Below are 22,346 nucleotides of genomic sequence, written 5' to 3' on the forward strand. Positions count from 1 at the left end.
TACTATAGCTCAAAAAAGAAAAGTTATACACAAACCGTTGGAAATGGATAGTGAGAAAATATTAGACGAAATTGGAGAAATATATACTCCGCTATCAACTGAATGTAAACAAGAATTCATTGCCAGTTCAAAAATTAACACCTTCAAAAGAGGTGAAGTGGTAATTCGTGAAAAGCAGTTTTCTAAAAAAGCCTATTTAATTATGAAAGGCTGTGCACGGGCTTATTACTTAAAAGATGGTAAAGACATTTCAGATTGGTTTACCTTCGAAAATCAGTTTATGGCTTCTGTTGTGAGTTTTTTTAGTGATGCACCAAGCCCTCACTATGTTGAGTTTGTGGAAGATTCAGTTGTTCTGGAGTTTTCAAAAGACACCGTTGAAAAGCTATCCAGCAAGCATCATGATTTTGAACGTTTTATTAGTAAAGTGGTAACAGAAACAATGTTAGGTCTTTGCGAAAGATTGTATACCATTCAATTCAATAAAGCGGAAGATAGGTACAAACACCTCTTAAATATATATCCCGATATAACCCAAAGAATTCCCCTAACTCATATTGCCTCCTATTTAGGTATTACTCTTGAAACTTTGAGCAGAATAAGAGGTCTTAAAAACTCAATTTGATCTATATCAAATTCCAACTCTTCCATTAGAGTGACTTTTGTTGAAAAGAACAAACCATGGAAGAAAACAACAGACAACTTAAGTCTATTTGGGGAAAGTGGTGGGAATCCATTAGAAAATGGTTTTATCCTGCTTGGTTGGGCTACGAAACTTCAATTCGCTTTTACGATTACTCACTATCGGTTCATCAATATTTCATAAAGCAGAAGGATGGTATCGCATCATACATTGGAGAAACTGGCACACAAGTTTTAGATATTTTCTCGAGCGTGGGTACTTTCGTTGTCTGCACGCTTTTCTTAACTGTGCCCGCCTGTTTTGTGCTTTATAAATTTTTCAAAATTGAAAATTTGACAAGCTCTAAATTTGAATCAAAATTGAAACCCATTTTCTGATGAACATGAAAAAAACACTCATAATAAATGGTCATCCTGATGCAGAGAGTTTCAGTTTTGCAATTTCAGAAGCATATAAGAAGGGCGCACGAGAATCGAATATTGAGATCAAAGAAATTAATATTCGAGAACTGAATTTCAGCCCAAACCTTCAATTTGGTTATCGGAAGCGAACTGAACTGGAGCCTGATTTACTAGACGCCCAAGAGAAATTAAAATGGGCAGATCATTTGGTTTGGATTTATCCTATTTGGTGGAGTTCTGTACCTGCCATAATGAAAGGTTTTTTAGACCGGGTACTACTTCCTGGGTTTGCCTTTAGTAAAAGAGAAAAGTCACTACTGTGGGATCCGCATTTGAGAGGGAAAACAGCAAGAATAATCTGCACAATGGATCAACCAACATGGTACTATAGACTAGTTTATCGTGGGCCCAGCCATAATGCCATGAAAAGAGGAACCTTGAAGTTTATTGGTGTAAAAAAAGTAAAGATCACCGCTATTGGGCCAATAAGGCTATCCAAAGAAGATTTTAGGCTAAAATGGTTGAAGAAAATCGAAAAACTGGGACAAATGAACAAGTAGCAGTCATCTACATCCTTAGTTTTTGTAGACAATAAGCCCAATTAAAATGGTTAAAACCATTTACTAAAGTTATACATTCATATAGCCCACGGTTTAATCTAACTCTCCTCAATTGTATCAGAGGTTCAAGATAAATCTATTTTATTTACGTCTTTAAAATCAGTAAATTCATGGCTATACTTTGTGTTTGTGACTGATGAATAAGGTTGCATTTCATTTTAAAAAAGAAAAAACATGGATTTAATATCACCGGGTATTGGTTTGATTTTGTATCAATCTGTCATATTACTGGCTATACTCTTGCCAATTCTATGTCTGGTGAGCATATTAAAGCATCAGTTTAACGGCAACGACAAACTTATATGGGTTCTTGTCGTAATTTTTGTACCCATGCTGGGATCAATCCTTTACCTAACGATGGGCCGTAAAAAGAGATTAGAAAGAAAATAAAATTTTTCCGTTTGTGAAAACCAATCTACTCATCCTCGATTGTATCGAGGATGAGTAGATTGGTTTCGAACCGACATGATTTAACATAAACCTCTAACATTAACGTTTTAGCCCCTTTGTTCCCTGCCTGCGGAAGCTGGCTCAGGGAAAGAAAAGAGACTGCACTTGAAAGTTGTAGCCGTTGCACAGTTTCACTAGATTTAACTCACATTTCTAAAGTAGAGGAATTCAACCTATTCAAAACAGATAATACATAATATGGCTTCAGGATTTTTTGCGCTATTCGATGACATTGCAGTGCTCATGGATGATGTAGCGGTGATGACCAAAGTGGCAACCAAGAAAACAGCCGGCTTACTGGCAGATGACTTGGCCGTAAATGCCGAAAAGGCCTCGGGTTTTGTTTCCTCTAGAGAATTGCCAGTGTTATGGAAGATAACTAAGGGTTCTTTCCTAAACAAGCTCATAATTCTGCCTATTGCTTTTCTATTGAGTGCTTATCTACCAGAAGCAATTGTCCCCATTCTATTAATTGGCGGTATGTATTTAGCTTTTGAGGGTGCCGAAAAAATATATCACTACCTATTCCATAGAAACCACACTAAACAAGCTGTTGACTTGATAAAACCATCGAAGACGGAAGTACTAGCGCGAGAAGCTAAAAAAATTAAATCTGCTATTATTGTAGATTTTATACTTTCAGTAGAGATAGTTATAATAGCGTTAAGCTCAGTGGTTGAGGAACCCATCAATGTTCAAATTATTGTGGTAACGGTTATTGCCATACTGGCCACTATTGGTGTTTACGGCTTAGTAGCATTACTGGTAAGAATGGATGATATAGGCTATAAGCTGATTGCAAAGAGCGGCATTCAAGCTGGGGCATCAAAAAGTATAGGCACTGCCCTAATAAAGACTTTGCCCGTTTTGATCAGAGTATTAACCGTTGTGGGGACCATCGCCATGATTTTAGTGGCCGGAGGAATATATGTTCACAACATTCATTTCATACATGAGCTTATCCATGCCATACCCGGAATATTGGGTGAGTTTATCGTTGGCTTGATTGTAGGTATTATAGCCTTGACGCTTTTTAAAGGCCTGTCTAAAGTTTTCAAAAGAGGAAAAAAGTAGAACAGTCATAATTATGAAACAAGAACAACAAACAGCCTCAACTGAAGAGGAATTAATTCAGAAGCAAAAAAAGTTAAAATCGGAAAGGATTACGACTGCCTTTATGATCGGCTTATTGATCGGCATTTTCATTTATAGCGCCATTACCAATGGCCTTAAATTCTTTACTTTCTTCCCCCTAATTCTTGCTTATTTTTTCTTCTTAAAAAGAAAGAAACCTAATTCAGAAAATAAAACATAAAGGCGCTCCATTAATGTTCATCTCAAATTTTCAAAACGCATGAAAAAGAAAGAAGCCAAAAGACTTTTTAAAATAATATTCATTCTGGCGAGCGTAGGTTCTTTATTTTTTGTGCCTTGGATTTTAGTTTGGGCTTGGATATTACCACTTCCAAATAGTGTACAAGAACAAGCCAACGAAGCCCTTGATCATGGATTTGAAGGGATTATCGTTTATGTAGACGAAGCCGGAAAAGCACCCGCATTTTATGCCGCTGGCTGGCACGACCGTGAAGAGAAAATACCGGCCTACCCACAAGCTTTATTCAAACTAGCTAGCATTAACAAATTATTCACTGCTGTATCGGTAACAAAACTTACTGCTGATGGCCGCTTGTCGCTGGATAAAACGCTGACTGATTATCTTCCTGAACTCAACGGAAGAATTGAGAATGCCAATGCGATTACCCTAAGAATGATGGTGCAGCATCGAAGTGGAATTCCGAATTATACTGACACCCCCGATTATTGGGCGGCTCCAAAAGAAAGCAATAAGGAAAATCTAGAATTAGTGCTGGATAAACCCGCCAATTTCAAACCCGACACCGACTATGAATACAGCAATACCAATTACCTATTGCTCACCGAAATTATGGATAAAGTATTGGGCTACACTCATTTTCAGTTCATTCAGGAAGAAATTCTTAATAGACTTCAGTTAAAAAACACATTTGCTTCCATTAATGATGTGAATATAGATAATGTAATGAGTGGCTATCATGTTGGACACCCTTATGATTTAAAAACCGATAACCAAGGTATGTTGGCATCGGCAGAGGATGTGGGGATTTTCATAAGGGCATTGAACGATGGATCATTATTCGATGAAGGAGAACAGGAAATCTATTCGTCAATTTACGAATATGAACACAAGGGCTGGGTGCCTGGCTATCAGAGCATTGCAAAGTATCACAAAGACATCGACACGGTGATTATTCAGTTTACAAATACAACAGACCCCCAATTATACAACTGGAATTTAGCTGACATAATTTACAACCGCATTGTTAAGATCGTAAAGCGCGGAAAAAACCAGTAATGCTTTGCAAGCCCACTTAAAAAGCAAGTCTATTTTTGAAGCTATAGTGAACACAAAACCTGCACTAAGATTTACATAATAAAGCGAATTGATGTATTATAGCGGCCTATCTAATTTTCAAATTATGGAAGGCAGTAAAACGCTCAATTATATTAAAGAGGTATTAGAAAATATGCCAGCAGATTGGCTGAAACTAACTACCCATCGACTAGATATTTATGATGAATCAAAGGCTAAAACTCAATTTTTAGAGCAGTTTGAAACCTTATTTAAAAATGGCGATGCTTCAACTTCGGCATTAAATGCATTACCAACGGCATATGATTATATACGATTAGGTCATCCCCTATCTTGTGTATTAGAATGGGCTATAGCGCATTTCAATAATTTAAAGCCACAAAATGTAATTAGTTTTTCTTCGAAAACGGCTCCTATTTTGGCCATTCTAAGAAAGAACTTACTGGCCCATAAAAAGACCCAAATCAATTATACGGGCGAATTACCTGCTTACTTCGATACCGAATTACTAAAAAGTGTTTACGGTTATCAGTTTGAATTGAATAAAGTAGAAAAGGCTTCTGAAGTTTCCGCCTTTGATGGTAGTACTGTTTTCATTTCTGAGCAAAATGAAATTTCTGCAATTGATTTCAACCCGAATATTGATTTTGTGATTAACCTTCACGCTCAATTAGGAAGTGTGATATTGGTAAATGAAAATAATGAAAGCTACATCTCTGAAATTCAGCATGTAAGAAGAAGAGAAACCATTGCAATGACGCCTGCCAATTGCCTTGTAGCTTTAAGGGCGCTAGTGGGTCAATCTTCTTTCGAGATTCAGAAAAGTAATGTAGAAACAGACAAACAATCGGTTTTAGATTTACTGAAGAACATTACCGGCACGACCATAAAACCACTCGTAGCTTCTAGTGGGCTTTCTATGCAATATGCCATTATGATGGGGCTCGTTCATGACGCGCTTGAAAACCATAAAGGAAAGGCCATCAAGTTTGTAGTGCCTCCAAATTGCTATGGTGGTACAAACGACCAAGCCAGACGCGTTGCGGCCTGTCTAGATAATGTAGAAGTAGTGGATTTGCTCGTAGACGGAGATAATGACATGGTTCGAAGCATCGATTCCGTATTGGAGAAAATCGCTCAGGAAGATGCCATTCCGTACATTATTGCTGAAATTCCTACCAACCCTAGGGTTGAAGTTCCCGACCTTCAAGCATTAAAAGCTGTTTTAAGCAAAGTGCGCAAAACTAGTAATGGAACAGACGCCATCGATTCAGTCTTCGTTTTAGACCAAACCTTTTGCCCTAATTTCCACTTTTTAGGCGAGGGCGAAATACTCTCAACCATGAAGGCCATTTCTTATGCCAGTGGCTCTAAGTTTCCTAGTGGTGGAAAATGTACCGCAGGTTACGTGGTTGGAAATAACAAAACTGAGGCTTTGATGGGCCACATAGAAAAACACCTAACACTCTGCGATAACGAAGCTACAGACCTTCAATATGAAATCTTAGCAAAGCAATTGCCTTCAATGAACCAGAGAATTATTGATGCTTATAAGAACACCCGTGAGTTTGTAAACTTCATTCACGAAACGCTGCCTACTGCGAAAATTAATTTCGTTTCGGAAGAACTGGCTGAGCAAGGCTTTATGCCATCTGTATTTTCATTAGACCTTCCTACCAAAGGGAATACTGCCGAAGAAAAAGAAGCTTATAAAAGGGCCTTGAATCATAAGTTAATCGACTTGATGATTACGGAAATTCCAAATGAAAGTAAATACTGCGTAAGTTATGGCCAGCTAAAAGGTTGTTATTGGACAATCCCTGCAACTTCTACCCAAGGCACAACCAAAGAAGGCGACAAGGATTATATTGCTCGAGTAGCGCTTTCTGCTAATATGGACCTTGAACTCCATAAAAAAGTGTTTAAAGAGTTTGTAGATAGTATTTAAAAAATTGGGAGGTGATAAAAGCCTCCTACTATTTCTATTCAGCTTGGGTTGACTTTTCTTTAACAAAATACAATCAAAAGTCACTAGCAAATAAAAAAACAATGGGATTTAATATTGTATTGATTGAACCAGAAATACCTACGAACACAGGAAATATAGGCCGCCTAAGTTTGGCCTCTGGATCTAAATTACATTTGGTAAAACCATTTGGTTTCGAACTGAATGATAAACGAGTAAAAAGGGCTGGATTAGATTACTGGAAGCACGTTTCTCTCTTCATTTATGAAAGCATTGACGATTTCTATGCAAGAAACAGAGGAGGAGATTTTGTTTACTTCTCTAGTCATGGAACTCAAGATTACTGCGAAATAGATTACAAAGACGACATGTTCTTAGTTTTTGGAAAAGAATCAAGTGGTTTACCAGAAAGCATAGTTTCGGAAAACACCAATTCAGTATTCAGTATTCCTATTTATAGTCCTCATATTCGAAGTTTAAATTTAGCTAATGCAGTGAGTATAGTGGTTTACGAAGGCATCAGAAATTTAAGAATGCATTAAAGGATATAAAAACTAAGTTATTTAAAACTAAACTATATACACAGAAAGCTATAATATGAATCCATTCAACAATGTAGTCAGCTATGATGAGGGTTTTATGTCCGAAGAAGAAGCAAATGAGTTGTTCACTCATTTATTAGGCTATAGTGAACTCACAAGTATGATGGAAATGGATACTGTTAGCGGTGATTCTTTCAAATTTAATTTTGGGAAAATGATGTTTATAGATCAAGAACTTCTAGAAGCAAATCAATTCCCGGAATCTACATGGGGAAAAACTATGCCTTGGTCTGAGCAGATGAAATCCATAAAAAAACGTATCGAAAAACACACAAGTCAGGAGTTTAGAACATGCGTTTGTATTTTCTACCCTGACGGAAATTCTGGAGTAGATTATCATTCTGATAAACCTGCCTTTGGAGATACTTCTATAATACCAGCTATAAGTTTAGGAGAAGAACGGCCGTTTTATTTGAGAGAAAATGAAACCATGAAAGAAAGTGCAATCACACTAAAACATGGTAGCTTATTGATAATGAATAAGGGCTGTCAGGAAAACTTTGAACATAGCTTACCAACAAACCCAATCTATAAAAACCCAAGAATAAGTCTAACATTTAGGAAATTCGGAGACTGAGGCTGAAAATAGCGCAATTAACCATTGAACTTCACGCCTGAAAGAATTTCATTGATTTTACAACAACCAACTGCCATTTCAGGTTGATATTCTAGCAGATATTAAATAAAACCGCTGCGTTTAATTAAGTACATGAGAATACTACTCACAGGCGCATCAGGATACATCGGCAAAAGGCTTCTTCCCATATTAGTTGAATCGGGTCACCATGTTATCTGCTGTGTTAGAGATGTTAATAGATTTACCCCTCCGCAATCACTAAAGTCGAAGATCGAAGTTATTCAGGTTGACTTACTTGATAAAGCTTCTTTAGACGCTATTCCTAAAGATATTGACGGTGCATTTTATTTAGTTCATTCTATGTCTGCCTCCTCCGATTATGAATCGCTAGAGAAAGAATCAGCCGTAAATTTTAGAGAGGCAATGAGTAAAACGCAAATAGAACATGTGGTCTATTTGAGTGGGATTGTAAATGAATCAGCTTTATCGAAACACCTAGCTTCAAGGAAAAACGTAGAAACAGAACTCGGAAAAGGAAATTACAACTTAACCACGCTAAGGGCAGGGATCATTATTGGTTCTGGAAGTGCTTCGTTTGAAATAATGAGGGATTTGGTAGAGAAATTGCCCATTATGGTTACGCCCAAATGGCTCAATACCAAATGTCAGCCTATTGGAATTTCAGATGTAATAAAGATTCTCTCCCAAAGCCTACTGAACCCTAAAACTTATAACAGAGATTTTGATATTGGAGGGCCTGATGTACTTTCATACAAAGAAATGCTCATTGAGTTTGGCCGCATACGCAACCTCAAGCGATATATATTTACTGTTCCGGTAATGACACCCAAACTCTCCTCCTATTGGCTATATTTTGTAACCTCAACCTCTTACAAACTTGCCACGGCATTGGTCAATAGCATGAAAGTAGAAGTAATTTGCAGGAATGACGATATTAATAAAATACTGGGAATACAGCCCTTGAATTATCAAGAATCGTTGAAAAAGGCCTTCAGTAAAATCGAAAGAAACGAAGTAGTATCCAGTTGGAAAGATGCTTTTATAAGTAGTGATTTTGAATTTAAGTTGTCAGATTTTCTCGAAGTCCCCACTTTTGGTTGTTTTAAAGATGTTAGAGAGAAAAAGCTTACAGACCGTGAATATTCAATCAATAAAATCTGGAGTATTGGAGGTGAAAACGGTTGGTATTATGGAAACTGGCTGTGGAAATTAAGAGGCTTTTTAGACAAACTATCTGGCGGAGTGGGGCTAAGAAGAGGCCGTACTTCCTTAACCTCTTTAAACGCTGGCGATGCACTAGACTTCTGGAGAGTTTTGTATGCTGATAAGGAGGAAGGCAGATTGCTTTTGTATGCAGAAATGAAATTACCTGGTGATGCATGGCTTGAATTCCGAATTATTGGAGACAAACTAATTCAAACCGCCACCTTCAGACCCTTAGGTTTATTTGGTCGGTTATACTGGTTCTCGGTGCTTCCCTTTCACGGCTTAATTTTTCAAGGTATGATAAATAGGTTAACCACCCCTTGATGAATTGATATATTTAAAAGTTCTACCTAGCCCTCTTTCTTCCTTACATAAATTGTTTTGTGTACTTCACAAACCACATTTCCTTCTTCATCCGTAACGGTTAAATCAAAGTAATAATCTTTCTTACCAGCGGCTGTCACTTCTTCTTTTATCTGGGTTAAAAGCGGCTCGGTTAATTCAAACACGCACTTCACTGTTCCTTTGCCGGGTCTTTTAAATCGAATGGAAGCTGCTTTATCCCAAACAATATAATCACGTCCTAAGGTATTCATGAGTAAAAGCATATAAAACGGATCGCACATTGAAGCTAAAGAGCCTCCAAAATGAACTCCTACGAGGTTTTTGTTCCACCAGCGTAGTTTCATTTGCACCTCGGCCTTCATAAAATCGTCAGACAAGTAGGTGAGTTTAATGCCCGCCCCCAAAAACGGAGGGTACCAATTAATCATTTTCACTTTTTGTTTTCGGGAAAGTAGCGGCATAATTTCTATTCTTTTTAAAAGGTGAAACGTGTTTTGTTCTGAAACGCTTAGCTTTGTACTTCAAATTTATCATAACAATTCATGACAGCAGAAATACAAACCGAAAAAGGGGTAATGAAAGTTGAGTTCTATGAAAAGGACGCCCCAAACACAGTGAAGAATTTTACTGACTTGGCTAAGAAAGGCTTTTATGATGGACTTACATTCCATCGTGTACTTCCAAACTTCGTAATCCAAGGTGGCTGCCCTAATGGCACTGGTGCTGGTGGTCCTGGTTACAAAATAGATTGTGAATTAAACGGTGATAACCAATACCACGATCGTGGTGTGCTTTCAATGGCGCATGCAGGCAGAAATACTGGTGGTTCTCAGTTCTTCATTTGCCATAGCAGAGATAATACTGCTCATTTAGATAGAAACCATACTTGTTTTGGTAAAGTGGTTGAGGGCGTAGATATTGTTGATGAGATCCGTCAGGGTGATAAAATCAATAAAATCGTTGTACACGAAGATTAAACAAAAGCTCATTTCATAGTAAAGCCTCGGTCTGAATATTCAAACCGAGGCTTTTTTGATTCTTTAAAACAAGAAAAGACTACCTCAACTGCCCTAAAACAAGATTTCTATAGCCCATTAATGCATCTTGAGTTGATGATAAGTTATTCTTGAAGGCCTCCATATTTTTTGGTTCAATATCTAAAGTAGCATTGAACACACCTCTGTAATAATCTGCCCAAGTACTGATAATGTCTTTTTGTTCTGCTAGATCAGCCCCATTGGCAATTGCATCTTTACTCAATTTCAATTCGGCCTGCAGACGCATGGTAGCCGACATTGAAGCCTCATACAGCACCACATCAGCCAAACGATCACTGTTTTCAGTAAGCATTAATGAAATAATCATCGCACCAATTCCTACATTCTTTAAAGTCACAGGCGATACTTTGTCTATTCTATCTTGGTCGGTGTGATAGAACTGATCGGTAAAGTGCCAAAGCAATAGGCCCGGAATATTGGCTTGAAGAAATGGTGTATGATCGCTACCTCCTTCAAATGGGTTATAATTTACTTCCCAATTCTTTTTATCGCCAATCATTTCGAAAACACCAATGGTCAGGTCGTTGAAATAATGCGGCTTCAATTGGTCCTTCTTTAAAGGTCTTCCGCCCCACTCCGAATGCTTTTCCTTTCCTCTGGTCCAAATGGCTCCCGGATCAGGCATTTTTTCAATTAAGAAAGAACCGCCAGTAATGGCTGTGTTCTCTCCCACCATATCAAGGCTCATTCCCCATTTTATGCCTTTTGCACGCTCAGCGTCTTCTTGAACGTATCTACGAGTGGAAACAATTTCATCGCCAAATAAATAAGTAATGGTGCGTTCAGGGTTTATCTTTCCAGCTTTAAAAAGTCTGGCAGTAGAAGAAGCTACTTCCCCCAAAGCCCCTACTCCGCTCGCATTATCGTTTGCGCCCGGCTCTTGCACATGGGCGCTGAAAACAAAACGTTCATCTGGCAATGTGCTTCCTTTCAACTCCGCTACTAGTGTCAATTCTTCTGATTCGTAAATTTTGGTCTCTAGGTTGATCTTCACTTTTGTTTGCCTCGCCAAAACAGCCTTTTTCAGCACTTCATGTGCCTTATATGAAAGTAAAACACCAAAAGCCTTGGCTTCGGGGTCGTTAGGAATTCCAGTAAAAGAAATAGAATTCTGATGCTTTTCTGGCTGGTTATAACTTGGCAAACCATAAGTAATCACTCCAGCAGCACCATGTTTTTTTACTGCTTCATTAAAGGTTCGGCTAGGGCTACCTTCCGTCATTACCACCTTGCCTTTTAAATCCATTCCGTTCAGACTTTCAGCAGATACCTTTTCAACATACATCACTTCGTATTCCTTTTCGCCACCAGTGCTATACGAATAGGAAGCAATCATATTGAAATTGGTTTTAAGGTTAAGCAACTCCTGATTTCCAATTTTCAAAGAGCCTGAAACAGGTTCCCAAGTGGGGCGCGACATGGCTCGTTTCTCAATTCTATAGGTAAGTCGATCGGTAGGTTTTGCATTTTCTTCTAATACATAACCCGCCATTTTTAGCTTTTCTACTACATGGTAAATACTGTTATTGAAACCTTCGTTTCCAGCCAATCGCCAGTATTGCTGCACGTAATCTACGGTCTGAAAAGCCGATTCTTGATTAAATTCGGCATCGGCCATGTTGTAGTAATTTTCTACAAACGAGTCTAACTGTTGGGCATTTGCCTGAAATACAGACAGCACGAGCCCCAAAAACAAAATCAGTGTTTTTTTCATTTTCAATTTATCAAATACCATTCTTGGTAAGGTTGTCTAATCTATAAAACCCCATTCATCGAGCTTATTGTATATCTCTAAACAAATCCATGCATCGGTAGCGGCATAACGGATTTGCTTTTCGGTTAGCTGTTCTACTTCCCAATTAGAAGTTTGAGCAGATTTCGAAATGCGAATTCCCATAATCATACCTGCTAAGTTTCTGGCGCCTACATTTTCGGCACCAATATCAGCGAACTTCTTATTCAAATCTAAAAAGCCCTGTTGATTGAAAGGTTGTAAATTATTCAATAGGTTGAAATCGTCTTCCAAACCAATTCCAACTTTGGTAATATTAGGGTTCTCCATAAAATCAACAATACAAGGCAAAAGCCCTGAATGTAATATTCTAAGCAGATATACTTTTTCTGGTGTTCCGATTTGAATAAGAGAAATTCTACGAATCTGCCCTTTTTTAAAGGTAGGCTTGGCCTCTGTATCAAAGCCTACTACATCAAACTGATTAATTTCATCCATTGCCTGTTGAATGGATTCTTTTGTATTTGCAATGACCACTTTTCCTTTATAACCAGAAAGCGGTAATTCCATTAACTCTGCCTTGGTTATTGATTTGGTAAAACTCATTCGGCTGCTAGTTCTTCTTCGGTCTCTTCAACTTTTGAAGGATCTATTTTTTTGATTTTAATATTGAGGTAAGCAAAAGCTATTGTCATCAGCGGACTTATTAAATTGAAGAAAGCGTAAGGTATATAAGCCCCGGTAGCTACACCCAATACGCTTGAATGGTAAGCTCCACAGGTGTTCCAAGGAATAAGTACCGAAGTTACCGTACCCGAATCTTCTAAAGTTCTTGAAAGGTTTTCTGGTGCAAGCCCCTTTTGCTTATAAATATCAGCATACATTCTACCAGGCACTACAATCGCTAAATACTGATCTGATGCTGTACCGTTAAAGAAAATGGTAGTTCCAGCTGTAGCGGTAACCAATGAACCCGTAGAACTTACTTTCGAAATTACTGCAGCTGCAATTCGTTTTAATAAACCCGTTCTTTCCATTACTCCTCCAAAAATCATGGCTGAAACAATTAACCAAACGGTGTTGAGCATTCCGGCCATACCACCAGAAGTTAATAATTCGTCTACCATTGCATTACCTGTAACCACACTAATATCTCCGTAAAGCGATTTCATAATACCTACAAAAGTAACTTCCCAATTAGCACCTTCCCATCCTGCAACCGATGTAACTACTTCGGGTTGAAAAATCAACGCAAAAATAGCGCCCAACAGCGCGCCAATTAGAATGGCCGGAATGGCTGGCATTTTCTTTAGAATCATTACGATTACAGCCAAAGGCACTAAAAATAACCATCCGTTAATATTAAAACGTGAAGAAATGGCCGTTAGAATCTCACCCGTTTCGTTTATTTCTCCACTTGCAGAACTGGTAAAACCTAAAATCAAAAACAGGATTAATGCAATGATAATTGACGGCACGGTAGTTAATGTCATGTACCTGATATGGGTAAATAAATCCGTTCCTGCCATTGCTGGAGCTAAATTGGTAGTATCTGATAATGGCGACATTTTATCTCCAAAATAGGCACCTGAAAGAATCGCTCCGGCAACCATACCCTCATTCAAGCCCAAGGCCTGACCTATTCCAATTAGTGCAATACCAACAGTAGCTGCGGTGGTCCAAGAACTACCAGTGGCCATTGAAACAACAGCACAAATAACACAAGCAGCAAAAAGAAAAATGGTGGGATTAAGGATTTGTAAACCATAGTATATCATGGCGGGTACAATTCCACTTAGCAACCAAGTTCCGGCCAAACAGCCAATCAAAAGTAAAATGATGATGGAAGCCATGGCAGAACTGATACTTTTCACAATTCCACTTTGAATAGTGTCCCATTTATATCCCAACTTAAGCGCCACCAAAGTAGCTACCCCAGCCGAAAGAATTAGAATTATTTGGTTTGAGCCATCAAGAGAGGAATCTCCAAAGATTCTAACATTGATAAAAAGGGCTACTACTAAAAAGATAATTGGTATAAAAGCCTGAAAAAGAGTAGGCTTACTTTGAGTATTCGTCATAGTTCTTTTGAAGTCAGGATTTGAAGATAAGAAGATTTATTTTATTCGAGCATTAGAGATGCTAAACGCTGTCCAACTTTGCTTCCAACGGCAACTCCCATACCTCCTAGCCTAACTCCCAAAACAATATTTTCGCTGTATTTTTTAACGATAGGTTGTTTTGTTTTACCAAAAGCCATAATGCCTGCCCAAGCCATATCTACCTCAAAATTTTGGTTGGGAAGAATAATGTTCTTCAAATCTGATTTTAGTTTATCCAAGATCAGTTCCCGTACCTCAAACTCTGTACTTTCTTCCCCCTCAATATCTAAGTTTCTTCCTCCTCCAAAAATGATTCGATCTTCATAATTACGGAAATAATAATAGCCTTCTTCGTAATGAAAAGTACCTTTAAATGGAAGATTAACTATTGGCTTTGTTACCAAAACCACCCCTCTACCCGGTTTTAGTTCTGTTTCTGGCAATAATTTTCGGGTAAATGCATTGCTACAAATGGCCAGTTTTCTGGCTTTAAAACTTGCTTGGGGTGTATTAACGGTTACGCATTCTGAAGTTTCTTCAAAAGAAAGCACTTCACAATTAGTAAACACTTTAATGCCCAATTGTTGTGCGAAACTTTCGAGGGATTTCATCATTTTACCGGTGTCGATTTGCGCCTCCAATGGGTTTTCAATTAGGGATTTAACATGAGTCTGGTTAAAACCAAAAGTTTTGATCAGGTCATATCTTTCCGAATAGACCTTCCTATTAAAAATTGGCTTTAATAAATGATTTACTTTTTCAATAGCGTCTAAAGCCAATAAATCATCTTGAAAGAGCAATTCATAGCCACCGTAATTTTTGAAGCCAATATTATCATCGCCTAAGCGCGAACGAAGAAGCTCGAGCCCCTTCCAGCGAAACTCAACAAGTTCTTGTACCTCTGCTTCTGTCATTCCCTTCAAGTCATTCATAATCTCAGTAAGGCTACCAAAACAGGCAAAACCAGCATTTTTGGTGCTTGCGCCAGTCGGGAAAGTACCCCGTTCTAAAATAGCTACCGACTGCCTCGGGAATTCTTCTTTTATGGCCACAGCTGTGGAAAGCCCTACTATTCCCCCTCCTATTATTATATGATCGAAATTTATAAATGATTCTCTTTCCCAAAAACTGAGCATATTCTATGTATTTAAAGAAACTTGCCTAAATTAATTGAAAAATGTAAACCATGTTCGATCCCGCCCAACTCTTAGAAAAAGCAAAAAATTCAAAACGTCATTTATCACTTCTTAATTGGGGGCTTGCCCGAATGATTCCTTTCAACAAACCTCATGGAATTAAGATCGTATCTATTGGCGATAAATCTGTTAAAACTCTATTCCCCTACAAGCGAAGCAACTTCAATCATATTAAAGGTTTACACGCTTGCGGCTTAGCTACTGTATCTGAATTTACAACAGGTATTGTTTTACTTTCCACCTTAGATGCCAAACAATACCGAATTATTATGCAGAAAATGGAAATGAACTACCATTACCAAGGTAAAATGGATTCGTTTGCTGAATTTTCTGTAACCGATGAGTGGCTCGAGAATGAAGTAATTGCCCCTTTAAAAACTCAAGAATCTATAGTAGTCAATTGCGAAGTAAAAACACACGACAGCGAGGGAAACCATTTAACCACGGGCAATATCTATTGGCAAATTAAAGCATGGAATAAGGTTAGAACAAAAGCTTAACCACTGATATAAAGGCTGTTTGTAGCATTAGTACTTTAGATTATCTTTCTCATAATAGAATTATGTCAAACCTTATGAAAAAGATATTCCTTGCCTTATTGGTAGCCACTGTTGTTGCCTCCTGTAAATCCCCAAACACATCCAACGAAGCTGGTTTTATCACTTTATTAGGAAATGACACTTTAGCGGTAGAGTCATTCAGCAAGTCGGAGGGTTACTTTACAGCCAAAGTGGTGCTGCGTTCACCTAGCATTTCTTTAAGAAAATACGATCTAACTTTTGCAAATGGCGACTTTTCAACTTTAGAAGTCACGGACTACGATCCTACTCAAGGCTTTAATGGCGCTGGAACTTTGGTTCAAAGAATGACCAGACTGCAAGACAGTCTTCGAGTAGAATCAGAAAGTAGAGATGGTACATCGGTCAGAACAGTAGCATTCGAAAAAGACATGCTTCCGTTTATAGATATGGTACACTGGCCTTACAACTTAGCTTTTAATAAAGCAGTTCAAAGTCCTAACGACAGTATTAATCAGAGACTTTGGACTGGAAGAGGCTTTTCTACTTTTATAATCGCCAAAGAAGGAAGTGACAGCCTTACAATCCGCCACCCTTCTAGAGGTGTTATGGGCGTTGATATTCATGAAAATGGAGACATTCAATTGTTAGATGCCGGGCTTACTACTAGAAAACTGAAAGTTCATAGAGTTAATACTGTAGACATAAATAAGGTTGCGGCCTCTTTTGCTGAAGCTGACAAAAATGGAAAAACCTTTGGCGAACTTTCTGGAGCTCCAGAAGAACACTTTGAATTTAAAGGTGCTGAATTTGATATATCTTATGGTTCGCCACAAAAACGAGGCAGAGAAATATTCGGAGGAATTGTTCCTTGGGGACAACTTTGGAGAACTGGCGCCAACAGAGCCACGCACTTTAAGACCTCTAAAAACCTTAAAATTGGTGATCTAAATGTGCCTGCAGGCGAATATACCTTTTTTACTATCCCAGAGCCCGATGGCGGAACCTTGATTATCAACAAGCAGACAGGTCAAAATGGACAGTCATATAACCAAGATCGTGATTTGGGGCGAGTTCCAATGCAGATCAATCAGCAAAAAGAGGTTACAGAACCCTTTACTATTAAATTAGAAGAATCAGAAAATGGGGGAGTAATTAAGTTAATATGGGATCAAACAGTGTTCTCCATCGATTTTGTCATTCTCTGATAACTAGCGAGCTAAGAAATAAAAACTTAACAAAATGCAATACTTTTTACACACACAATTTTTCGTATTTCACAAGCAAAACGAAGCTGTAAAATCAAAAAAAGTACCCTAATTCACCCTAATTAATGATTTAGTAACGCTTAGCGTTTTGGAAAAGAATAATATTCTTTGTTACTTCAAATCGGCTCTTCAACCAAAAGCGCCAATTACTAGACCTAAACACCCGTGTGATGCAATCATTGAAGATGAATCCTTTTTTTGGAGGGTTTTTCATGTTACGCAATAAAAGCCAGCGCTACAAAGTAAGCAAAAGTGATTTCTATGAAGGAAAGAACTTTTTAGCAAACCAATCTCGACTCCTCAACCTTACTAATAACCTAAGAAACACCAACAAATTAAACACGGATAAGAGCATCCGTTTTTATGGAGTAAGCTTTGGCCAAACAACAAAAGAAGCCGTTCAGCATTTAGGCAAGCCAAACTACATTTCACGAAAGAAATCCGTATTAAAAAATCATAAGATTCTCTTCTACAGAATCACTGTTTGTAATGTTAACTGTATACTACAATTCCACTTTTTAAAAGATGAATTTTTCTTGGGCGTAATTGAAGTGAAAAACACTTCTATTCAACTCCATAAAGAAATAACAGATTTAGTGCGTAAAAAATACAATGTACAGCAAGAAGACTGGGTTGGCACTTTAGTAGATAGTGAAGATAATACACTGGAAATACAGGAAGGGATGATACAACGAATGACTTATTTTTCGGGAAGTCTGTCCGTTCGAAATGAAATACAAGCACAAGTAGCAAAGATTCATGTCTTAAAAGAAAAGCACGGTCAGTTGAATCATGACATGATTCTGAAAATGATCTAAGAAACTTACACCTAAATACTACTCATTAAAAGAGCTGGGAGATTTTCTAGCTCTTTTTTCTTTCCCCATATTTGGGGAATGGTATTAAGCACCTATCTTTAACTTTAGGGAAAACACTTTTTTTTGAATGAAAGCCAAAAAACGTAGAAGTACGCACTGTAGTAACTGTGAGAGTGCGTTGGAAGAAAGTTATAACTTTTGCCCTACCTGCGGACAATCCAATACCGATAACAATATCACATTTTCAATTCTAATCAGGGAGTTTTTAGACAACTACCTTGGGGTAGATTCTAAGATGGCTAATAGTATTATGCCGTTTTTATTCAGCCCTGGTAAGCTCACGAATAGGTTTCAGGATGGTAAAATTAAGCACTTTATTCATCCAGTAAGGCTTTATTTAGTACTCAGTGTATTCTACTTTTTTGTTATTTCGTACCTGCTCAGTTTCGATCTTAGAGAGCTAGGTGACGACAGTTTTAGTATTCCTGCCAGGACCGACATTGAGGAACTTCGCAATGACCCAGATTTTGCTATTCTTACGGATTCACTCAAAATAAAAGCCTTAAACGACTCGCTCGTGAAGCAATTTAGTGGTATTGGTAACTTCAATATGCTCTATGATTCACTCGTAAGTAAATACGATTCCGCTATTATAAATAACACCCAAGTAACATTAAATGCAGTTGATCTTATTGCTTCGAACGAGAATGAACATTTTCTTGATAAAACAAACCGATGGGCTAGAGACAGGCACATGAGTGACGATGCTTTTATGGACTCTTTAATGGGAGGAAAAGGTCGTTATAAGGTTTTTAATATTACAGACACTACTAGTGGAGAAGATGCTCGACACCTTAAATCACAAGTGAGAAAGGTTTTTAAAAATGAAGAAGGTTTCAAAGGCTTTATTCTTGGCAACCTTCCTATTATGATGTTTTTGCTTATTCCGCTTTTTGCCTTAGTACTTAAAGTAGTTTACGCAAGACGTAACCACCTGTATATCAAACATATTGTACACGCGCTTCATGTACATTCTTTTGCCTACTTTATTTATGGCATCAGTTTATTGGTGATGTTCAAGCTATTGGTCGGTCACTCCGGGTGGCAGGTCATCGTTGGAATATTAACTTTTATTGGAGTAAGTACTTATGTATATATTTCCTTCTTAAATGTGTACAAACAGGGCTGGTTTAAAACCCTAGTTAAGTTTAACATTGTAGGCTTTATTTACATTATACTCTTACAGATTTTCTTCAGCTTCGAAATCTTTATGAGCTTTTGGTACTATTAATGAATAGCTTTTAATGACTTGTAGTTGGCTTCAATAATTTTATCGGCTAATTCTTCGGTAATTGAATCAGAAATAAAGAGTGTTTCGAACTGAGATGGAGCCAAATAAACGCCATTATTGAGCATCTCTCTAAAGTATTTACCAAACATAGTCGTATCACAAGTTTTAGCAGAATCAAAGTCGGTAACCTTCTGATCTGTAAAGAAAATACTGATCATGGACCCAATTCGATTCATAGTATATGGCAACCCTAACTCATCAAGATTCTTCTGAAAACCGTCTTCTATTCGCTGAGTAATTTTTGCCAAACGATCATATAAACCACTCTCATTCTTAATGAGATTTAGCATAGCTAAGCCAGCAGCCATTGCCACGGGATTTCCTGAAAGTGTTCCAGCTTGGTAAACTGGTCCTACTGGAGAAACAAAATCCATTATTTCTTTTTTACCACCATAAGCCCCCACTGGCATTCCACCACCAATAATTTTCCCTAAAGTGGTTAAATCAGCTTGTACATCAAAAACACCTTGTGCTCCTGACTTTGACAAACGGAAGCCCGTCATTACTTCATCAAAAATGAGTATGATTCCATACTGGTCGCACAATGTTCTTAAACCTTGTAAGTAACCTTCTTTAGGTAGAATACAACCCATGTTTCCAGCCACTGGCTCAAGAATTATTGCCGCCACTTCATTCCCTACTGTATGTAGTAAATCTTTGACCTTCTCGAGGTCGTTAAAAGGAAGGGTAAGGGTATCTGCAGCGGTTCCCTTAGTTACTCCCGGACTATCTGGCGCTCCCATCGTCATTGCTCCAGAACCTGCCGCAATCAAAAATGAGTCACCGTGTCCGTGATAACAGCCTTCGAATTTAATTATCTTATCTCTGCCCGTATACCCTCTTGCTAATCGCACAGCAGACATGGTAGCTTCGGTACCAGAATTCACCATTCGTACTTTTTCAATGGAAGGAAACATACTGCAAATCATTTCCGCCATTTCTATTTCAGCGTTAGTAGGCCCGCCAAAAGAAAGCGATCCTTTCACTGCTTCAATTACAGCTAACTCAATTTTATCATTGGCATGCCCAAAAAGCATTGGCCCCCAAGAATTAATAAGCTCAATAAAAGCGTTATCATCCTCATCGTACATAAACGCTCCTTTTGCTTTTTTAATAAAAAGCGGATTCCCTCCTACAGATTTAAAAGCACGAACTGGAGAATTTACACCACCTGGAATAGATTTTTGAGCTTGGTCAAATAGCTTTTGACTGCGAGAAGAGTTGAGCATGAGAAATTAATTATTTGATTTTTTTACTTTCGAATCGACCATTCTTAAGATCGGTGTATACCTATTGTCGTTTGAGAGCTGATAGCTAAATCTTTCGGTTAATTCACCTGGTACCGTTTCTACAGTTTTTAAGCCCAACTGAAAGTACTTTCCATACTGATTTAGCAACCTACCATAAGTAACCATAATGTCGTAACCGATGTAGGCATCACCTAGCCTATCTTCTTTTCTAGGTACAGCAGAGAACTTATTTAAATAGCGTTCTCTAAATTCCGATACGCTAGCTTTATCATAATCAATCCAGTTAGAGCCTGTGAATACAGCTTCTACCCTTTCTAATTGCTGAAATGAAATGGACTGTTCTGAACTTAACCAGCGAGATGAGCCTACATAATAGATGGTGTCTTCTCGGGCATCGATACCACTAATAACACTTGCAGAGAGCGAAGGGATATCGGAAGCGATAAAGATATGACCAATACTATCGGGCATTATGCCCAACTTTTCTTCTAGAAAATCATCTCCCGAGTACTTCTCCCATTTCTTTACGCCAGCGTTTAATAGTGAGTCCATTTCAGCGATCATTCTAGCACGCCTAGCAGAATCTTTATCAACTTTGATTTTTTCTACCAGCATTTGCTGAATTTTAGCTGATTCATTTGGCCTTACCATTTGCTCAATTACCACATTGAATGTATCCTTTTCTATCAGCTTTCTATAAAGCTGAGCCCTAGGCTTATCTGCTTCGCTAGCATAGAATATCGCTACATTCTTGTTCTTTGTCAGGTATTTTCGAGCATATTCTGCTGCACTTATGGCCAAAGACTCATTGCTTGGGTAATACAGAAAAGCAAATGGGTTATCGATCAAGATTTCACCATTTGAAGATAACGGGTTAATAAAATTGATCTTATTCTCTTTGGAAAACCTAACTACTTCGCCAATTGGGCCTGGGTAAGCAGGGCCAACTATTAAGTCGAGCTCTTTAAGCTTCGGATCAGCCAAAATAGCACGGGTTGCTGTTGCGCTCGTTTTGGTATCGAAGGTCATCAAATTGATATTGATGTTTTCTTCCGCCAACTTCTCTAAACCTAATTTCATTCCTTGTAGGAAACGAACAGGCCAATCATTCATCATTCGGACTAGACTGATTGAGTCTGACCCGTATTGAAATGGAAAAAACAAACCGATGTTATAGACTTCCTTTTTAGGAGAAAAATCTACTCCGTCAATATTTGCTTCGGGATTAATTTTGAAGGTATTAATAAGGCTATCAATCAAAACAAAGTTTCGATCCATCACATTATCTGAAAGTAACGAAGTCAATAAGTTAGAAGCAATAATTGGATCTGCATGTTCTTTAAGCAAAGACTTTAACTGATCTCTGTCATTTACCTTAGCTATGTGTTCAATTTTAAGGGCCTCAATTTCTTCCTTGAAATTATTATCATTTATCGATGCTAAATGGCTTAATCCAGCTTCGAGTTCACCACTTTCTAAAGCAATTTTCGCCTGCCAAAAATTAATCTCATTGGCCGACTCTAACCAATTTGGATACTTCTCTTCCAACTGTGTGAATAGCTGTTGTGCCATTGCTGCATCACCTGAATGATAAGCGGAAATGGCTTCGTAAAAACCAGCATACCTCACTAAATCATTATCCTGATCGAGAGCAGTGATTTGCTTAAACCTTCCCATTGCCAAAGCATATTGATCGCGGTCCAACAAAGCCTTTGCTTCGTCAAACATAGATTTAATATCTTGAGCGAAGGCTGAAGAACCAACAAACAATAAGAAGGTCAATACTATAAAACAGCGGGTCTTAATTATCAT

The 22,346-nt window shown here is 38.0% G+C and carries 23 protein-coding genes; 16 read left to right on the forward strand and 7 right to left on the reverse strand.

What is annotated here, in order from left to right:
* Positions 1 to 43: 43 nt before the first annotated feature.
* The 11 genes from AWW67_RS11610 (at position 44) to AWW67_RS11660 (ending at position 9,220) form a co-directional block, all read left to right on the forward strand.
* On the forward strand, positions 44 to 625 hold the full coding sequence (locus tag AWW67_RS11610; RefSeq protein WP_062301923.1) for a Crp/Fnr family transcriptional regulator: 582 nt from the start codon (positions 44 to 46) through the stop codon (positions 623 to 625).
* Between the two features lie 56 nt (positions 626 to 681).
* A complete protein-coding gene (locus AWW67_RS11615; RefSeq protein ID WP_062301925.1) occupies positions 682 to 1,020 on the forward strand; it encodes a hypothetical protein in 339 nt (112 codons plus the stop codon).
* 5 nt (positions 1,021 to 1,025) lie between these two features.
* On the forward strand, positions 1,026 to 1,604 hold the full coding sequence (locus tag AWW67_RS11620; protein ID WP_062301974.1) for an NAD(P)H-dependent oxidoreductase: 579 nt from the start codon (positions 1,026 to 1,028) through the stop codon (positions 1,602 to 1,604).
* Positions 1,605 to 1,838: 234 nt separating this feature from the next.
* Positions 1,839 to 2,054: a PLD nuclease N-terminal domain-containing protein gene (locus tag AWW67_RS11625; RefSeq protein ID WP_062301927.1), complete on the forward strand. Its 216-nt coding sequence runs from the start codon at positions 1,839 to 1,841 to the stop codon at positions 2,052 to 2,054.
* 258 nt (positions 2,055 to 2,312) lie between these two features.
* Positions 2,313 to 3,188, forward strand: coding sequence for a DUF808 domain-containing protein (locus AWW67_RS11630; protein WP_062301928.1), 876 nt, complete (start codon positions 2,313 to 2,315; stop codon positions 3,186 to 3,188).
* A 13-nt stretch (positions 3,189 to 3,201) separates the two neighbouring features.
* Positions 3,202 to 3,429: a hypothetical protein gene (locus AWW67_RS11635; RefSeq protein ID WP_062301930.1), complete on the forward strand. Its 228-nt coding sequence runs from the start codon at positions 3,202 to 3,204 to the stop codon at positions 3,427 to 3,429.
* 39 nt (positions 3,430 to 3,468) lie between these two features.
* On the forward strand, positions 3,469 to 4,506 hold the full coding sequence (locus AWW67_RS11640) for a serine hydrolase domain-containing protein (protein ID WP_062301931.1): 1,038 nt from the start codon (positions 3,469 to 3,471) through the stop codon (positions 4,504 to 4,506).
* Positions 4,507 to 4,630: 124 nt separating this feature from the next.
* Positions 4,631 to 6,472, forward strand: a complete 1,842-nt coding sequence (locus tag AWW67_RS11645) for a PLP-dependent aminotransferase family protein (RefSeq protein ID WP_062301975.1) — start codon at positions 4,631 to 4,633, stop codon at positions 6,470 to 6,472.
* Positions 6,473 to 6,573: 101 nt separating this feature from the next.
* Entirely contained in the window at positions 6,574 to 7,032 is a 459-nt protein-coding gene (locus AWW67_RS11650; RefSeq protein WP_062301977.1) for a tRNA (cytidine(34)-2'-O)-methyltransferase, read from the forward strand.
* 55 nt (positions 7,033 to 7,087) lie between these two features.
* Positions 7,088 to 7,669 (forward strand): alpha-ketoglutarate-dependent dioxygenase AlkB, encoded by a 582-nt coding sequence (locus tag AWW67_RS11655; protein WP_062301933.1) that lies wholly within the window; start codon positions 7,088 to 7,090, stop codon positions 7,667 to 7,669.
* 132 nt (positions 7,670 to 7,801) lie between these two features.
* Positions 7,802 to 9,220, forward strand: coding sequence for an SDR family oxidoreductase (locus AWW67_RS11660; RefSeq protein ID WP_062301935.1), 1,419 nt, complete (start codon positions 7,802 to 7,804; stop codon positions 9,218 to 9,220).
* Between the two features lie 26 nt (positions 9,221 to 9,246).
* Here AWW67_RS11660 and AWW67_RS11665 read toward each other — a convergent pair whose 3' ends face one another.
* Positions 9,247 to 9,669 carry a DUF4442 domain-containing protein gene (locus AWW67_RS11665; RefSeq protein ID WP_260311429.1) on the reverse strand — a complete coding sequence of 141 codons (423 nt, stop codon included), beginning with the start codon at positions 9,667 to 9,669 and terminating at the stop codon, positions 9,247 to 9,249.
* A gap of 114 nt (positions 9,670 to 9,783) precedes the next feature.
* Between AWW67_RS11665 and AWW67_RS11670 the strand changes: the two genes are divergently transcribed.
* On the forward strand, positions 9,784 to 10,218 hold the full coding sequence (locus AWW67_RS11670) for a peptidylprolyl isomerase (RefSeq protein ID WP_062301938.1): 435 nt from the start codon (positions 9,784 to 9,786) through the stop codon (positions 10,216 to 10,218).
* Positions 10,219 to 10,297: 79 nt separating this feature from the next.
* Here the strand turns inward: AWW67_RS11670 and AWW67_RS11675 are convergent, their stop codons facing one another.
* From AWW67_RS11675 to AWW67_RS11690, 4 genes are read right to left on the reverse strand one after another with little or no spacing between them, the layout of a single operon-like run.
* A complete protein-coding gene (locus tag AWW67_RS11675; RefSeq protein WP_062301978.1) occupies positions 10,298 to 12,013 on the reverse strand; it encodes a M28 family peptidase in 1,716 nt (571 codons plus the stop codon).
* Between the two features lie 36 nt (positions 12,014 to 12,049).
* Positions 12,050 to 12,637 carry a 3'-5' exonuclease gene (locus AWW67_RS11680; RefSeq protein ID WP_053221871.1) on the reverse strand — a complete coding sequence of 196 codons (588 nt, stop codon included), beginning with the start codon at positions 12,635 to 12,637 and terminating at the stop codon, positions 12,050 to 12,052.
* On the reverse strand, positions 12,634 to 14,112 hold the full coding sequence (gene nhaC, locus AWW67_RS11685; RefSeq protein ID WP_062301939.1) for a Na+/H+ antiporter NhaC: 1,479 nt from the start codon (positions 14,110 to 14,112) through the stop codon (positions 12,634 to 12,636). Before nhaC ends, AWW67_RS11680 begins: the two co-directional genes overlap by 4 nt.
* A 41-nt stretch (positions 14,113 to 14,153) precedes the next feature.
* A complete protein-coding gene (locus tag AWW67_RS11690) occupies positions 14,154 to 15,269 on the reverse strand; it encodes an NAD(P)/FAD-dependent oxidoreductase (protein WP_062301941.1) in 1,116 nt (371 codons plus the stop codon).
* Between the two features lie 50 nt (positions 15,270 to 15,319).
* On the opposite strand from AWW67_RS11690, the gene AWW67_RS11695 reads away from it, so the two are divergent.
* The 4 genes from AWW67_RS11695 to AWW67_RS11710 all read left to right on the forward strand — a co-directional run bounded on the left by AWW67_RS11695 (position 15,320) and on the right by AWW67_RS11710 (position 19,224).
* Complete coding sequence (locus AWW67_RS11695; RefSeq protein ID WP_053221874.1) at positions 15,320 to 15,829, forward strand: DUF4442 domain-containing protein; 510 nt, start codon at positions 15,320 to 15,322, stop codon at positions 15,827 to 15,829.
* Positions 15,830 to 15,903: 74 nt separating this feature from the next.
* On the forward strand, positions 15,904 to 17,055 hold the full coding sequence (locus AWW67_RS11700; protein ID WP_062301980.1) for a DUF2911 domain-containing protein: 1,152 nt from the start codon (positions 15,904 to 15,906) through the stop codon (positions 17,053 to 17,055).
* A gap of 272 nt (positions 17,056 to 17,327) precedes the next feature.
* On the forward strand, positions 17,328 to 17,933 hold the full coding sequence (locus AWW67_RS11705; protein ID WP_141655442.1) for a hypothetical protein: 606 nt from the start codon (positions 17,328 to 17,330) through the stop codon (positions 17,931 to 17,933).
* Positions 17,934 to 18,060: 127 nt separating this feature from the next.
* Complete coding sequence (locus tag AWW67_RS11710) at positions 18,061 to 19,224, forward strand: DUF3667 domain-containing protein (protein ID WP_053221876.1); 1,164 nt, start codon at positions 18,061 to 18,063, stop codon at positions 19,222 to 19,224.
* Here the strand turns inward: AWW67_RS11710 and hemL are convergent.
* Together hemL and AWW67_RS11720 are read right to left on the reverse strand one after the other, a co-directional pair.
* Complete coding sequence (gene hemL / locus AWW67_RS11715) at positions 19,221 to 20,513, reverse strand: glutamate-1-semialdehyde 2,1-aminomutase (protein WP_062301944.1); 1,293 nt, start codon at positions 20,511 to 20,513, stop codon at positions 19,221 to 19,223. The genes AWW67_RS11710 and hemL overlap by 4 nt on opposite strands.
* 6 nt (positions 20,514 to 20,519) lie before the next feature.
* On the reverse strand, positions 20,520 to 22,346 hold the full coding sequence (locus AWW67_RS11720) for an ABC transporter substrate-binding protein (RefSeq protein ID WP_141655443.1): 1,827 nt from the start codon (positions 22,344 to 22,346) through the stop codon (positions 20,520 to 20,522).

Origin of the sequence: Roseivirga seohaensis (assembly GCF_001592945.1) — a bacterium.
GTDB classification, from domain to species: domain Bacteria; phylum Bacteroidota; class Bacteroidia; order Cytophagales; family Cyclobacteriaceae; genus Roseivirga; species Roseivirga seohaensis.